The sequence below is a fragment of the Oerskovia sp. NPDC057915 genome, assembly GCF_042887685.1.
Lineage (GTDB): Bacteria > Actinomycetota > Actinomycetes > Actinomycetales > Cellulomonadaceae > Oerskovia.
This window is the reverse complement of record NZ_JBHVOS010000019.1, coordinates 53158-67922: the sequence shown is the minus strand read 5'-3', so window position 1 is coordinate 67922 and position 14765 is coordinate 53158. Positions and strand designations below refer to the sequence as shown.

Annotated in this window: 15 protein-coding genes; 9 read left to right on the top strand and 6 right to left on the bottom strand. The window is 72.8% G+C overall.

Going from position 1 to position 14765, the window contains the following annotated elements; translation table 11 throughout:
• Positions 1–59 precede the first annotated feature (59 nt).
• Entirely contained in the window at positions 60–440 is a 381-nt protein-coding gene (locus tag ACFVQ3_RS13785; protein ID WP_387639966.1) for an MmcQ/YjbR family DNA-binding protein, read from the top strand.
• Positions 441–453: 13 nt separating this feature from the next.
• Here ACFVQ3_RS13785 and ACFVQ3_RS13780 read toward each other — a convergent pair whose 3' ends face one another.
• Complete coding sequence (locus ACFVQ3_RS13780; protein WP_387639963.1) at positions 454–747, bottom strand: helix-turn-helix domain-containing protein; 294 nt, start codon at positions 745–747, stop codon at positions 454–456.
• A 66-nt stretch (positions 748–813) separates the two neighbouring features.
• On the opposite strand from ACFVQ3_RS13780, the gene map reads away from it, so the two are divergent.
• Positions 814–1590, top strand: coding sequence for a type I methionyl aminopeptidase (gene map / locus ACFVQ3_RS13775; RefSeq protein WP_387639960.1), 777 nt, complete (start codon positions 814–816; stop codon positions 1588–1590).
• A gap of 114 nt (positions 1591–1704) precedes the next feature.
• Entirely contained in the window at positions 1705–2088 is a 384-nt protein-coding gene (locus ACFVQ3_RS13770) for a DUF1622 domain-containing protein (RefSeq protein WP_387639957.1), read from the top strand.
• 12 nt (positions 2089–2100) lie between these two features.
• Here the strand turns inward: ACFVQ3_RS13770 and ACFVQ3_RS13765 are convergent, their stop codons facing one another.
• A complete protein-coding gene (locus ACFVQ3_RS13765) occupies positions 2101–3030 on the bottom strand; it encodes a DUF4190 domain-containing protein (RefSeq protein ID WP_387639954.1) in 930 nt (309 codons plus the stop codon).
• 202 nt (positions 3031–3232) lie between these two features.
• Between ACFVQ3_RS13765 and ACFVQ3_RS13760 the strand changes: the two genes are divergently transcribed.
• Positions 3233–4192, top strand: coding sequence for a 3-methyladenine DNA glycosylase (locus tag ACFVQ3_RS13760; protein ID WP_387639951.1), 960 nt, complete (start codon positions 3233–3235; stop codon positions 4190–4192).
• Between the two features lie 140 nt (positions 4193–4332).
• Positions 4333–5142: a phosphotransferase gene (locus tag ACFVQ3_RS13755; RefSeq protein WP_387639949.1), complete on the top strand. Its 810-nt coding sequence runs from the start codon at positions 4333–4335 to the stop codon at positions 5140–5142.
• A 34-nt stretch (positions 5143–5176) separates the two neighbouring features.
• Here ACFVQ3_RS13755 and ACFVQ3_RS13750 read toward each other — a convergent pair whose 3' ends face one another.
• Both ACFVQ3_RS13750 and ACFVQ3_RS13745 read right to left on the bottom strand, forming a co-directional pair.
• Positions 5177–6628: an alanine/glycine:cation symporter family protein gene (locus tag ACFVQ3_RS13750; RefSeq protein WP_387639947.1), complete on the bottom strand. Its 1452-nt coding sequence runs from the start codon at positions 6626–6628 to the stop codon at positions 5177–5179.
• A gap of 82 nt (positions 6629–6710) precedes the next feature.
• Entirely contained in the window at positions 6711–7307 is a 597-nt protein-coding gene (locus ACFVQ3_RS13745) for a YdeI family protein (RefSeq protein WP_387639945.1), read from the bottom strand.
• Positions 7308–7403: 96 nt separating this feature from the next.
• Between ACFVQ3_RS13745 and ACFVQ3_RS13740 the strand changes: the two genes are divergently transcribed.
• Positions 7404–10058 carry a DEAD/DEAH box helicase gene (locus ACFVQ3_RS13740; protein WP_387639943.1) on the top strand — a complete coding sequence of 885 codons (2655 nt, stop codon included), beginning with the start codon at positions 7404–7406 and terminating at the stop codon, positions 10056–10058.
• Between the two features lie 87 nt (positions 10059–10145).
• Here the strand turns inward: ACFVQ3_RS13740 and ACFVQ3_RS13735 are convergent, their stop codons facing one another.
• Positions 10146–11096 carry an Acg family FMN-binding oxidoreductase gene (locus ACFVQ3_RS13735; protein ID WP_387639939.1) on the bottom strand — a complete coding sequence of 317 codons (951 nt, stop codon included), beginning with the start codon at positions 11094–11096 and terminating at the stop codon, positions 10146–10148.
• A gap of 232 nt (positions 11097–11328) precedes the next feature.
• On the opposite strand from ACFVQ3_RS13735, the gene ACFVQ3_RS13730 reads away from it, so the two are divergent.
• Positions 11329–12057 (top strand): VIT family protein, encoded by a 729-nt coding sequence (locus ACFVQ3_RS13730; protein WP_387639936.1) that lies wholly within the window; start codon positions 11329–11331, stop codon positions 12055–12057.
• On the opposite strand, the gene ACFVQ3_RS13725 is transcribed toward ACFVQ3_RS13730, so the two are convergent.
• Positions 12047–12598, bottom strand: coding sequence for a hypothetical protein (locus ACFVQ3_RS13725; protein WP_387639933.1), 552 nt, complete (start codon positions 12596–12598; stop codon positions 12047–12049). The genes ACFVQ3_RS13730 and ACFVQ3_RS13725 overlap by 11 nt on opposite strands.
• 473 nt (positions 12599–13071) lie before the next feature.
• Between ACFVQ3_RS13725 and ybaK the strand changes: the two genes are divergently transcribed.
• Both ybaK and ACFVQ3_RS13715 read left to right on the top strand, forming a co-directional pair.
• A complete protein-coding gene (ybaK, locus tag ACFVQ3_RS13720; protein ID WP_387639931.1) occupies positions 13072–13575 on the top strand; it encodes a Cys-tRNA(Pro) deacylase in 504 nt (167 codons plus the stop codon).
• Between the two features lie 223 nt (positions 13576–13798).
• Positions 13799–14707 carry a sulfurtransferase gene (locus ACFVQ3_RS13715; protein ID WP_387639928.1) on the top strand — a complete coding sequence of 303 codons (909 nt, stop codon included), beginning with the start codon at positions 13799–13801 and terminating at the stop codon, positions 14705–14707.
• Positions 14708–14765: the final 58 nt, after the last annotated feature.

The following is a 14765-nucleotide window of genomic DNA, read 5'->3' as shown; positions in this document are numbered from 1 at the left end:
GGACGTACCGCTCGGGAGCGAGCGGTGACAGCGTGCGCGCCGGGGCGTAGCGTCGGAGCATGGCCACGTGGGAGGACGTCGGACGGATCGCGGCGGTGCTGCCCGACACCGCCGAGCACCGCCCGCGCGAGTGGGCCGTGCACGGACGGAACTTCGCCTGGGAGCGGCCGCTGCGCCGTCGGGACCTGGACGAGCTGGGCGCGTCCGCGCCGGACGCCGCGCCCCTCGGTCTCTACGTCGCCGACGAGGGCGAGAAGCTCGCGCTCGTGGGCGACGAGCCGAGCACCTTCTTCACGACGGCCCACTTCGCGGGGTACCCGATCGTGCTCGCGCGGCTCGACCGCGTCGCGGTCCCCGAGCTCGAGGAGCTGCTCGAGGACGCGTGGCTCGCACGGGCGCCCAAGCGCCTCGCGCAGGCGTTCCTCGACGCGACCGAGTAGGCGACGTGGCCGCCTAGGAGGCCCACCGTTCCCGCGCGCCCTCGTCGGCGCGCAGGTCGTCCTCAGGTCTAGCGACCTCGGCCCAGACTGCGTCGAGGGACAGGCCGAGGACGTCCGCGATCGCGGCGACGGTCGGGAACGCGGGGGTGGCGACCCTGCCCGTCTCGATCTTCCGGAGGGTCTCCGGTGAGACGCGCGCGGAGAGCGCGACCTCGAGCATCGAGCGATCCCCCCTGGCCCGACGCAGGAGAGCCCCGAGGCGCTGCCCGCGCTCGACCTCGGCTGGAGTGAGCGGCAACCTGACCATGGATCCGATTCTAGTACCGGGATAACATGGCCGGTATAGTTATTGGATTCACGAGGAAGGCGCCGCATGATCGAGCTGTTGAACCCCACCGAGCTGACCCGAGCACGAGAGACGGGGGCCCTGGTCGCCCACGTCCTGCACACGCTCAAGGACCGCTGCACCGTCGGGACGAACCTCCTGGACCTCGACCGGTGGGCGAAGGACCTGATCGTCGAGGCCGACGCCGTGTCCTGCTACGTCGACTACGCCCCGTCGTTCGGGCGCGGACCCTTCGGCCACCACGTCTGCACGGCCGTCAACGACGCCGTGCTGCACGGACGGCCGCACGACTACCGGCTCGCCGACGGCGACCTGCTGACGCTCGACCTCGCCGTCTCCCTGAGGGGCATCGCCGCCGACGCCGCGATCAGCTTCGTGGTGGGTGACGCGCGGCCCGCGGAGAGCGTCGCCATGATCGAGGCGACCGAGCGCGCCCTCGCGGCGGGCATCGCGGCCGCTCGACCCGGCGCCCGGGTCGGCGACCTCTCCCACGCCATCGGCACGGTCCTCGGCGACGCCGGATACCGGGTCAACACCGAGTTCGGGGGGCACGGCATCGGATCGACCATGCACCAGGACCCCCACGTCTCGAACGCGGGACGGCCCGGCCGCGGATACCGGCTGCGCCCCGGGCTGCTGCTCGCCCTCGAACCCTGGGTCATGCAGGACACCGTCGAGCTCGTCACCGACGCCGACGGGTGGACGCTCCGGAGCGCGACGGGCTGCCGGACCGCGCACAGCGAGCACACGATCGCGATCACGGACGACGGGGCCGAGATCCTCACCCTGCCGAGGCCCTCGTGAGGCCGGCACCCCGCGCGGACCCGCTCGCCTGACCGGCGCCCGCCACCCGGCCGGCCCGTCCCGACCAGCCCGTCCCGACCAGCCCGCTCGGCCGTTCCGGCCTACGCTCGGCTCATGACGTTCGCCGAGGTGATCGAGGTCGTCGGCAAGGTGGTCGACGCGGCGGGCGTCGCCGCGATCGTGGTCGGTGCGCTGTACGCGGCGTTCCTGTCCCTGACCCGACGCCGGGAGGGCAACGTCTACCGCCTGTTCCGGCGGCGGCTGGGCCGCTCGATCCTGCTCGGGCTCGAGCTCCTGGTCGCGGCCGACATCATCCGCACCGTCGCGATCACGCCGACGCTCGAGAGCGTCGCGGTGCTCGCCGCGATCGTCCTCATCCGGACGTTCCTCAGCTTCTCGCTCGAGCTCGAGATCACGGGCCGGTGGCCCTGGCAGCAGGCCCCCGAGCAGGACCCGGCGCCCGTCGGGGACGGGTCGGCGGAGCCCACGCGCCCGTAGGCCCCGCCGGCGTCAGCCCGTCGTCGAGAAGACGACCGCGTCGTACTCCCACGCCCCGACGTTGACCTCCATGGTCAGGTCGGCGGGGTCCGTGACGCCGAAGACCACGGGGAACGTCACGGACTGCCCCGGGAGGACGGCCGCGCTCGGGGTGCTGCTGATCTCGTGCGCCGCGTCGAAGACCTGGGCCCCCTCCGCACCGCCCGAGGAGATCGTGACGTAGGTGAGCGTCGGGTCGAACGTGTCCGCGGTGCCGTTCGTCAGGGTGACGTCGATGCGCACGAACTGGGTGAACCCCTCGTCGCCGGCGGCCGTGTCGCTGGGCGTGAACGCGGCCGGCGCGCTCACGCCGACCTCGAGACCGTCCTCGTAGACCGCGGCGTCCCCGAAGGCGAGGGCCGGCGACGTCGCACCGGCCGCGGGGTCCCCGACGTCCGCGCCCGTCCCGTCCGCGGGGACCTCGTCGGAGGCCGTCTCGTCGGGGGACGAGCTCGAGATGCTCGTCGACCCGAGGCTCGACGAGAGCTCGTCGAGCGCGGCGACGAAGAAGATCTGGGAGACGACGACACCGATGCCCGCGACCACCGAGATGACGATCGCGGCGATCGACATGCCCTTGCCGCTGCCGAGCGTCCCTGCCTTGACGAGCCCGACGATGCCCAGGACGAGCCCCGCGAGCGCCAGGACCGCCGCGAAGAGGTTGATGATCGGGATCAGGCAGAGCACGAGCCCGACGATCGCGAGCACGAGTCCCGTGATCGCCAGCGCGTTGGACCTCCTGGGCGGGACCACGCCGTAGGGCGGGTAGCCGCCCTGCTCCGGCCCCCAGGCCGCGGGCTGTCCGGGGTAGGCGGGCTGTCCGTACGGCGAGGGCTGCGGCGCTCCGGGCTGGCCGAGCGACGGCGGGGTCGGCTCTGCGGGTCCGGGAGGGGGGTACGTCATTCGTCTGCTCCTCTTCTGGTCGTGGACGGCACGGCGACGCCGGGGTCTGCGGAGGTGGGAGGCGCGCGCGTCCCCCGCGCGCACTCTGGAACGAGTGTTCCATGTGTGGAGATGACGCGAAGGGGACTGACGGGTGAAAACGCCCGCGACCGCGCACACGTCCCCCGACGGCCCACCCCGGGCCGGCACCTACCCTGGAAGCATGCCCACGCTCCCTGCTCCCCACCGGGCGCGCCCTGCGACGGCGCGCACCGCCGTCGGGCCTGGTCCTCTCGCCGGTGACGAGTGGCTCCCCCTCGCCGCGGCGCACGCCGAGCGCGCCGACGCCCTGACCGCCGGCTGGCGCGAGCGCAAGGCCCGCGGCGAGAAGCACGCCGTGGAGGACTTCCTCTTCACCTACTACCCCACGCGCCCCGCCCAGCTCCGCCGGTGGCACCCGGGTGCGGGCGTCGTCCTCACGTCAGCCGGCACCGCACGGCCCGACGACGTCGCGCCCCTCCTCGCCGAGCGCGCCTCCTGGCGGTGGTACCGGACCGGCGCGGGCGACGACGTCGCGCTCGACGTCGACGCGTTCCTCGCCGACCGGGGCGACACCGTGCGCTACGCCCGCGACCTGCTCGCCGCCACCGCCTCGCGGCCCGCGACGCTCGGGTGCTTCGGGCTGCACGAGTGGGCCATGGTCTACCGCGACCACGCCCAAGGTCGCGACCACCGCCACCCGCTGCCGCTGCGGCTCGGCGCCCGCGGCACCGACGAGGTCGTCGCGACGCATCCCGTGCGCTGCTCGCACTTCGACGCCTTCCGCTTCTTCACCCCCGAGGCCGTGAGCCTCAACCGGCTCCAGCCCACGCGCGAGACACAGCCCGCGCTCGAGCAACCGGGGTGCCTGCACGCCAACATGGACCTCTACAAGTGGGCCGTGAAGCTCAGCCCCGCCGTGCCGAGCGGGCTCGTGCTCGACGCGTTCGAGCTCGCACGCGACATCCGCTGGGTCGACATGCGGGCGAGCCCCTACGACGTGTCGTCGTACGGCGAGACCCCCGTCGCGATCGAGACGCCCGCGGGCAAGGCCGAGTACGTGCGGCTCCAGCGCGGGTTCGCGGAGCGCTCGGCCGTGCTGCGCGCACGGCTGCTCGAGGTCTGCGAGCGCCTGCTGGGCTGACGCGGGGCCGGGTACGAGAGGCGCCAGGTACGAGGTGGGCGGTTCGGCGCGAGACGGGTGGTCCGGACCGAGGCGCAGGCACCCGTCTCGCGGGGGACCACCCGTCTCGGCGGTGCTGGGCGGCCTGGCAGGATCGGAGCATGTCGCGTCCGCCGCTCGCAGAGATCCCCACCCGTCCCGTGCCCGTGCCGGCCGCCGTCCGCTCGCTCGTCGACTCCGGGGGCGGTGGGGACCTGGTCGCGGTGTGGCAGAACGACCTCGGTGGTCTCACGTTCCGCTGGGGCACCGACCGGTACGTCAAGTGGGTCGCGGCCGGGACCCCGGAGATCGACCTGCTCGCCGAGGCCGAGCGGCTCGCGTGGGCGTCACGGTTCACCACCGTGCCGCGCGTGCTCGACGCCGGGCAGGACGAGGTCGGTGCCTGGCTCGTGACGGAGGCGATCGACGCGGCATCGGCCGTCGACCCGCGCTGGATCGCCGAGCCCGCGACGGCCGCAGCGGCGATCGGCCACGGGCTGCGCGTCCTGCACGACGCCCTGCCCGTCGACGACTGCCCCTTCACGTGGAGCGTCGAGCAGCGCGTCGCGCGCGCCGACGAGCGGATCGCCGACGGCGAGGGACCGTCCGAGTGGTTCCCCGAGCACGCCCGGCTCACGGTCGCGCAGGCCCGCCCTCTGCTCGACCTCACGCCCCCGGTGGACCGGCTCGTCGTGTGCCACGGCGACGCGTGCGCGCCCAACACCCTGCTGTCCGCCGACGGCTCGTTCGCGGCGCACGTCGACCTCGGGTCGCTCGGGGTCGCCGACCGCTGGGCCGACCTGGCCGTGGCCGCGTGGAGCACCGAGTGGAACTACGGGCCCGGCTACGACGGGATCGTGTACCAGGCCTACGGGATCGAGCCGGACCCCGAGCGCATCGCCTACTACCGGCTGCTGTGGGACCTGGGCTGACGCTGCTCCCCCGACGCACCCAGAGTTCTGCGGGCTACGCCTTCGAGTCCTGCTGAACCGGCGCCCACACGTCGCCCGGCACGTCGCCGGGCAGGTCGGGGTTCCCGGTCCCGACGAACCGGGCGTCGGTCCCGTCCTTGCGGACGCGCTCGAAGTCCTTCAGCGCGCCGAACGCCCAGCGACCCAGCAGCGTGATCGCGACGAGGTTCACGAGGGCCATGAGCGCCATCGCGACGTCCGCCACGGCCCAGACCGCCTCGAGCTCGATGAGCGACCCGATGCCGATCGCCGCGAGCACGAGCGTGCGCAGCGCCGTGAGCGCCTTGGCGCGGATGCCGAGGAACGTCAGGTTGACCTCGGCGTACGAGTAGTTGCCGAGCACCGAGGAGAACGCGAAGACGAACACGAGGACCGTCATGGGCCACACGGTCCACGTCCCGAGCTGGGCCGCGACGGCCTCCTGCGTGAGCGAGGCGCCGGCGGCGTCGGTCGTGGTCCCGGGGTCGAAGACGGACGGCCCCGCCATGAGGATGATGAAGGCCGTGGCAGAGCACACCACGATCGTGTCGACGAAGACCCCGAGGGACTGGATGAGCCCCTGCTTGGCGGGGTGCGAGACGGTGGCCGTCGCGGCCGCGTTCGGGGCGCTGCCCATGCCCGCCTCGTTCGAGAACAGGCCGCGCTTGACCCCGTTGAGCAGCGCCGCGAGGATGCCGCCCGCCGTGCCCGCGACCGCCTGGTCGAGCCCGAACGCGCCCTCGACGATCTGCCGGACCACGCCCGGCACGGCGCCGAGGTTCATGAGGATGATGGTCGCCGCGAGCAGGACGTAGACGCCCGCCATGACCGGCAGCACGATCCCCGCGACCTTGGCGACGCGCTTGACGCCGCCGAACAGCACCGGGGCGGCGAGGACCATGAGGAGCACCGCGGTCCAGCCCGGCGAGACCGCGTGGCCGTTGTCGAGCGCCTCGCTGATCGTGTTGGCCTGCACCATGTTGAACGCGAACCCGAACGCAAAGATCAGCAGGATCGCGAACACGATCCCCCACCGGCGCGACCCCAGTCCGCGCTGGATGTAGTACGCGGGGCCGCCGCGGTAGGACCCGTCGTCGGCGCGGACCTTGAAGATCTGGCCGAGCGTCGCCTCGACGAACGCCGTCGCCATCCCGATGAGCGCGACGCACCACATCCAGAAGATGGCCCCCGGGCCGCCGAGCGTCAGCGCGATCGCGACACCCGCGATGTTGCCCGTCCCCACGCGGGACGCGAGGCCCACGCAGAACGCCTGGAACGAGGAGATGCCGCCCTCGGCCGCGCCGGTCGAGCCTCCGACGAGGCGGAACATGAGCCCGAACAGCCGCACCTGGACGGCGCGCGTGCGGATCGTGAACCAGATGCCCGCGCCGATGAGGACGTAGATCAGGACGTACGAGTACAGGGCGTTGCTCAACGGGTCGATCAGCGCCTCTTGCAAGACGTCCATGCTTCTTTCCTCCAGCCCGACGGCGGTGCAGCCGTCGCGAGGACGCTAACCTCCCGCGGTGCCCCGTGTCGCGGCGGGTCCCTCAGCGGGGCTGGGAGTGCGCGCGCTCCCCACGCTGCGCCTTCTCGGCCGTCTCGGCGATGCGGGCCGCGCGGGTCGGGGCCCGCTTGGCCTCCGCGATCCAGCCGAGGATCAGCCGGCGCACGCCGGGCGGGAAGGCGTCCCAGTGCTCACGAGCAGGCGGTGCGCCGGTGAACGCCGAGGCCAGGTCGTCGGGGACGACCAGCGCCTCGGCGTCGTCGTACCTCGTCCACGACCCGTCCGCCCGGGCGGCGTCGACGACCGCGCGACCCGCATCGGTCATCCTGCCGTCGGCCTCGGCGCGCGCGACCCGCTCCTTGCTCAGGCGCGTCCACCGGCTGCCCGGCCGCCGCCGTGTGAGCCACATCATGGAGCGCTCGTCGTCGATCGTCTGGACGGTCCCGTCGATCCACCCGAAGCTCAAGGCCTCCTCGATGAGCGCGTCGTAGTCGATCGGGTCACGACCGCTCGCACGCCGCCACTGCACGACCCACACGCCGGGCACCTCGTCGTCGTGGTGCTCGGCGAGCCACGCACGCCACTGCGCCGCGGTCTCGGGGTGGAAGCGGGGCGCGTCCGCGCGCCGGTCGGTCACCATGCGCACAGACTTCCACGGGCAGCCGCGGGTCCGCGCGGCGAGTGCGCGGGGGCCCGCGATCCCCCGGCGGACAACGCCTCTGCGACAATGGCCACGATGAGCACCACGACCCCCACCACCCGTCCCGAGCCCGGCCTGGTCCGTCACCTGCCGGCACCGGACGGCTCGGGCACCCCGGACCCTGACGCCCTCTACGAAGGGTTCACCGAGTGGGCCACCGAGACGGGGATCGACCTCTACGCCCACCAGGACGAGGCCGTCATCGAGATCTTCTCGGGCGCGCACGTCATCCTGGCCACGCCCACGGGCTCGGGGAAGTCGCTCGTGGCGGTCGGCGCGCACTACGCGGCCCTCGCCGCGCACCGCTCGGGGGTCCCTGGGCGCAGCTACTACACGGCCCCGCTCAAGGCTCTCGTGAGCGAGAAGTTCTTCGCGCTCGTCGCGGTGTTCGGGTCCGCGAACGTGGGCATGATGACGGGCGACTCGTCGGTCAACCCCACCGCGCCCATCATCTGCTGCACGGCCGAGATCCTCGCGAACATCGCGCTGCGCGACGGCGCCGACGCGGACGTCGCGCAGGTCGTCATGGACGAGTTCCACTACTACGCGGACCCGCAGCGCGGCTGGGCCTGGCAGGTCCCGCTCCTCGAGCTGCCCCAGGCGCAGTTCGTGCTCATGTCCGCGACCCTGGGCGACACCTCGACGTTCACCGAGGACCTCGAGTCCCGCACGGGACGCCCCGTCGCCGAGGTCACGAGTGCCGAGCGTCCCGTGCCGCTGACGTTCGCGTACGTCGTCGAACCGCTGGGCGAGGTCATCGAGGAGCTCGTCACGACGCACCGGGCGCCCGTCTACGTCGTGCACTTCACGCAGAAGGACGCGGTCGACCGCGCCCAGGCCCTGCTGAGCATCAACGTCGCGAGCCGCTCGGAGAAGGACGCGATCGCGGCCGAGCTGGGCGACTTCCGCTTCACCTCGGGGTTCGGCAGGACGCTGTCGAAGTTCCTGCGCCACGGCGTGGGCGTGCACCATGCGGGCATGCTGCCCAAGTACCGGCGCGTGGTCGAGCGGCTGACCCAGGCGGGGCTGCTCAAGGTCGTGTGCGGCACCGACACCCTGGGCGTGGGCATCAACGTCCCCATCCGCACGGTCCTCATGACGAGCCTCGTGAAGTTCGACGGCGAGCGCATGCGCCACCTCACGGCGCGCGAGTTCCACCAGATCGCGGGGCGCGCAGGCCGCGCGGGCTACGACACGCTCGGCGAGGTCCTCGTGATGGCCCCCGAGCACGTCATCGAGAACCGCAAGCTGCTCGCCAAGGCGGGCGACGACCCCAAGAAGCTCAAGAAGATCGTCCGCAAGAAGGCGCCCGCGGGAGCGGTCAACTGGACCGACGCGACGTTCGAGCGCCTGCGCGACGCCGACCCCGAGGCCCTGACCAGCCACTTCACGGTCAACCACGCCATGGTGCTCAACGTGCTCGCGCGCGGCGACCGCGGGGTCGATCCAGTCCGAGCGATGAAGCACCTGCTCACGGCCAACCACGACACCGAGGCCCAGCGCGAGCGCCACGTGCGCCAGGTGTTCCGCATCTACCGCTCGCTGCGCGTCGCGGGCATCGTCGAGCGCGTGCGCGTGCCCGACCCGACCTACCCGAGCGGGCAGCGCCCCACGGTGCGCCTCACGGTCGACCTGCCGCGCGAGTTCGCCCTCAACCAGCCGCTCTCGCCGTTCGCGCTCGCGGCGCTCGACCTGCTCGACGTCGAGTCCCCCACGCACGCGCTCGACGTCGTCTCGGTCCTGGAGGCCACGCTGTCCGACCCGCGCCAGGTGCTCGTCGCGCAGCAGCACCGGGCCCGCGGGGAGGCCGTCGCGGCCATGAAGGCCGAGGGGTACGAGTACGAGGAGCGCATGGCGCTGCTCGAGACCATCACGTGGCCCAAGCCCCTCGCGGACCTCCTCGAACCGGCGTTCGTGACCTACAAGCACTCGAACCCGTGGGTCTCGGACGCCGAGCTCTCGCCCAAGTCCGTCGTGCGGGACATGGTCGAGCGGGCCATGACGTTCGCCGAGTTCGTGTCCGTCTACGGCCTGGACCGCACCGAGGGCGTCGTGCTGCGCTACCTCGCGGACGCGTACCGCTCGATGCGCCAGACGATCTCCGAGGAGCACCGCACCGAGGAGGTCCAGGACATCACCGAGTGGCTGGGCGAGCTGGTGCGCGGCACCGACTCGTCGCTGCTCGACGAGTGGGAGCGGCTGGCCAACCCCGTGGACGACGACGCGGACGACGAGGTCGGTGACGGCCCGCTGTCCGGCACGGGAGCCGAGGCCCCGGTCCGCCCCGTCACGGGCAACCCGCGCTCGTTCCGCGTCCTGGTCCGCAACGCCCTGTTCCGCCGGGTCGAGCTCGCAGCGCGCGAGAACTACGACGCGCTCGAAGCCCTCGACAAGGCGAGCGGCTGGGACGGCGACGCCTGGGCCGACGCCCTCGACCCGATGTTCGAGCTGCACGGCAACGACGCGATCGGCGTGGACGCCGCGGCGCGATCGTCGGCCCTCGTCCAGATCGTCGAGAACGGCGTGCGCCCCGACGGCGAGCGCGTCGAGCCCGGCACGTGGTTCGTCCGCCAGGTGCTCGACGACCCGGCCGGCGACCACGACTGGGCGATCAGCGCCGTCGTCGACCTTGCGGCGAGCGACGAGGCCGGAGCCGTGGTGCTGAGCGTCGTGGCGGTCGGGACGATCTGACGCGAGACGGGTGGTCCCGCACGAGACGGGTCCTCTCACCACGGGCGGGGAGACCCGTCTCGTGCGCGAGCACCCGTCTCGGTCGGCCTACCGGACCACGTCGTCGGCCGGGCGGCGCGGAGTGCGGGGGGACGTCGTGCTGTAGCCCAGCCGCATGACCATCTGCGGGACGCCCGCTTCGAGGGCCGCGGTGAGCTCGGCCCGCGTGGCCGGGTTCTCCAGGACGGTCGTCGCGAACGACGCGTGCACGAAGTAGGTGGTCGCGGTCAGCAGGACCCGTTCGAGCGCCTGACCCGCCGCGAGCCAGTCCCGTACGGTGTCGCCCGGGGTCGTGAGGACCGCGAGCGTCGACCGGTGCTCGAACGCCGCCCGGTCGCTCGTGGAGTCACCGCCGAAGTGGCGGACGGGCGCCAGGGCGTCCTCGCTCCGGGGCCCGAGCGCCGCGACCGGGATGCCGTCGGGGCGGTCGGGGTCGTTCGTGACCCAGCGGGCCTGCTCGACGCGGCCCGAGTGGTCCCGCCCCGCCTCCTCCTCGGCCCGCCGGACGAGGTCCAGCAGGACGGTCCGCTCAGGGGCCTGCGGCGCGAGGCTCACCAGGCGGGCCCCCTCCGAGGCGGCGGCCCCGTCCAGGTCGTCGACGACGTCGGCGTCGAGCGGCTGGTCCTCGAACGGCACGCGGGACGTCGAGCGACGCTCGATCGCGACCGCGAGGTCGAGCTCGTCGGCGTCGGGCAGGACGCCCGGCACCAGGTCGACGCGGGCGACGAGCGCGGGATCGCCGTCGTCCGGCAGGACGGACAGCACCGGGCGGAAGGACTCGCGACGTGCCGCGACCCGCAGGTTGGCGAGGAACGCCCCACAGCTGATGAACATCTCGCGCCCGGCGGGGTCCGCGTGGGCCAGGCGACGCGAGTCGTCGGCCCGCACGTCGAGCATCGTGCCGTGCACGTGGACCGACCACGGCTGGGTGTTGTGCACGCTGGGGGCCCGGGACGCGGCCGCGAGGATCCGATCGATTCGGGGGTCGTCGATGCTCATGCGCGTTCTCCCTGCTCCCGATGCGCCCCTGACGCATCCCCTGCCGGCGGTCACCTCTGCCACCACGAGCCTCTCAGGAGGTGCCCGGATCGGCCAGGGACGAAGGTCCTGGCGGGGCTGAGGTGCAGGTCACAGGCCTGGGCGGTCAGGCTGGACGACCAGAGGGCGAGACCTGTCGCGGCGCAGTGCGGCCCACCACGACAAGCCCGCTCCCCCGTCCTACGGTGGCCTCATGAGCGCACCGGGACCGCAGACGACTCCGCACGAGGGCGAGCAGCACCGCAGCGACGGGACCGGTGCGCGGCTCAACCGCCTCCGGGCCGGGGTGCTCGGCGCGAACGACGGGATCGTGTCGACCGCGGGCGTCGTGGTGGGCGTCGCCGCGACCAGCACGTCGATCCCGGTCATCGCGACCGCGGGTGCCGCGGCGCTGCTCGCGGGCGCCCTGTCGATGGCCGCGGGCGAGTACGTCTCGGTGAGCACGCAGCGCGACACCGAGGAGGCCATGCTCGCCAAGGAGCGCGAGGAGCTCGCGACCATGCCCGACGAGGAGCTCGCCGAGCTCGCCGGGATCTACCGGGCCAAGGGGCTCACGCCCGAGCTCGCGCACGAGGTCGCGGTCCAGCTCACGGCGAACGACCCGCTCACGGCCCACGCGGACGCCGAGCTGGGCATCGACCCCGACGACCTGACGTCGCCGTGGGAGGCTGCGGTCGCGTCGATCGTGTCGTTCACGGTCGGCGGCCTGCTGCCCATGGCCGCGATCCTGCTCGCCCCCACCGCGGCCCGGATCCCCGTGACGTTCATCGCTGTCGTCCTGGCGCTGGTGCTCACAGGGTGGGGCAGCGCACGTCTCGGCCAGGCGCCTACCCGGCGCGCGACGATCCGCACCGTCCTGGGCGGCGCGATCGCCATGGGCGTGACCTACGGGATCGGGTCGCTCGTCGACGTCAACGTCTAGAAGTCCCCAGCCGCTCAGTCATCGCGCGGCCCTTGCAGACCTCCGTCACCCGGCCGGTGACTGCGTGGCGTCGCTCGCAGTCACCGGCCGTGACGACGTCCTCCGGACCGAACGGCGTCACCACCGGGGCTGGGTCGAACCACCCGATGCTGCGCTGCGACGGCTCACAGGCCAGCGACCGCGCGACCCGCCCCTGGTCCAGGATCTCCTGCGGGAGCTGCCCACCCGCCCCGGCGCGCAGGTGTCCGTCCTCACCCCGCACGACCTCGTACGCGCTGTACTCCCAGTCCGCCTCCAGGTCCACGGTCATGTCCTGCAACGACACCCACGTCCCACCGAACTCGCAGACGACGACGGTCGCGCTCCGGCCCGACCGGTCCACATCCACCTGCACAGGCTCGAACGCCAACGGCGCCAGCACCACCAACGGGTTGTCGGGCTCCGAAGCGGCACGGCTAGACACGTGGGACGTCGAACTGGCGATCAGAAACGAAGACCTGGTGTTCCACAGGTCAATGTCGCTGAAGTCGTGCGCGTTCACCGCCAACGCCCTGTTCAGCTCCGACGCCCGCACCGCCTGCACCCACGGATCCGACTCCAACGGCCCCGACGGCTCACCCCCCTCCCACCGAATCTCCGGCGTCGCCAGATCCGACGGCCCCACCGGAAGGGTGGGAGCGGGAGAACACCCCGCTGACGCACCGACGACGAGCGCCGCGAACCCCAAGGTTCCCCGCGAACGACGCGGCCACCACCGGGCTCCCCACGTCCGCACCATGCCTGCGCCCGCTCCGGAACCTGCCCCGCCAACGCCGACAACCGCGTCGACCCGTCGCTCAACGCCTCGTACGACACGCCCAGATCCCCTACCAGCACGAAGCCCCCTTCTTGTGCGCCGATGACGGCACCGGACGCTAGCAGAGCCACGGGGCGCGCAGCGGCACCGTCCGGGTTGACGCGTCCGGGTCGCCGCACCTCCCGCTGCGTCAGGAGGCGTGGGGGCACAATCGTCCTGTGGCCAAGAAGCAGAAGTCCTCCCCCCACGCAGGCACCCCCGCCCTCGTCGTGCTCGAGAAGGCCGGCGTCCCGCACACCGTGCACCCCTACGAGCACGACCCGTCCTCGGACCTGAGCTACGGGCTCGAGGCGGCTGCGGCGATCGGCATCCCCGCCGAGCAGGTGTTCAAGACCCTGGTGGCGTCGGTCGACGGGTCGCTCGTCGTGGGTGTCGTGCCCGTGGACCGCAAGCTCGACCTCAAGGCCCTCGCGCACGCGGCGGGCGGCAAGAAGGCCGCCATGGCCGAGCAGGCCGCGGCCGAGCGCGCGACCGGGTACGTGGTGGGCGGCATCTCGCCGCTCGGCCAGCGCCAGCGGCTGAGCACGGTGCTCGACGAGTCGGCGCTCGGGTTCGACGCGGTGTACGTCTCGGGCGGGCGGCGCGGGCTCGACGTGGGGCTCGCGCCTGCGGACCTGGTCTCGCTCACGGGCGCGACGACCGCGCCGATCGCGCGCGACTGACGCCTCCTGCAGCCTCCCGACGGCCGCCACCGAGGCAGCGGGTAACACTGTCTCAGCATGCGCGACGGGCCTTCCGGTCCGTGGACGGCGTTCCTAGAGTGGCGGACGTGCCCGAGCGGTACCGACCGCGCCGGCACGCACGTCTCAGCTCGATCCCGCCCGCCCCGTCCTGCGGGCATCCCCGCCGCCGCCCTGCCAGCCCATGAGCCCTCAGGAGGACACCATGTCCGCTCCCCTCGACACGACCGAGAAGATCGCCGCCTACGCCCACCCCGACCGCCTGGTCTCCACGGACTGGCTCGCCGAGCACCTGCACGACGAGGACGTCGTCGTGGTCGAGTCCGACGAGGACGTGCTGCTCTACGAGACGGGCCACATCCCCGGGGCGGTCAAGGTCGACTGGCACACCGACCTCAACGACCCCGACCTGCGCGACTACCTCGACGGCAAGGGCTTCGCCCAGCTGCTCGGCTCCAAGGGCATCTCGCGCGACACGACGGTCGTCCTGTACGGCGACAAGAACAACTGGTGGGCCGCCTACTCGGCGTGGGTCTTCACGCTCTTCGGCCACGAGGACGTCCGCCTCCTGGACGGCGGGCGCGGCAAGTGGATCGCCGAGGGCCGTGAGACCACGACCGACGTCCCGTCCCCCGAGCCCGTCGAGTACCCCGTGGTCGAGCGCGACGACGAGACGATCCGCGCCTTCAAGGAGGACGTGCTCGCGCACCTCGGCAACGGCCCGCTCGTCGACATCCGTTCGCCGCAGGAGTTCACGGGCGAGCGCCTGCACATCCCGGACTACCCCGAGGAGGGCGTGCTGCGCGGCGGCCACATCCCCACGGCGCGCAACGTCCCGTGGGCGACCGCGGTCGCAGGCGACGGCACGTACAAGTCGCGCGAGGAGCTCGAGGCGATCTACCAGGAGGGCGGCCTGGGCCTGTCGACCGACGACGAGGTCATCACGTACTGCCGCATCGGCGAGCGCTCGAGCCACACGTGGTTCGCGCTGACGTACCTGCTGGGCTTCGACAAGGTCCGCAACTACGACGGTTCGTGGACCGAGTGGGGCAACGCGGTCCGCGTCCCGATCGTCAAGGGCGCCGAGCCGGGCGAGGTCCCCGCGCGTCTCTGACGCGCGCCTTCTCGCAGCGATGCCCGACGGCGGTGGGCCGGGTGCGGTGACAGGCCCA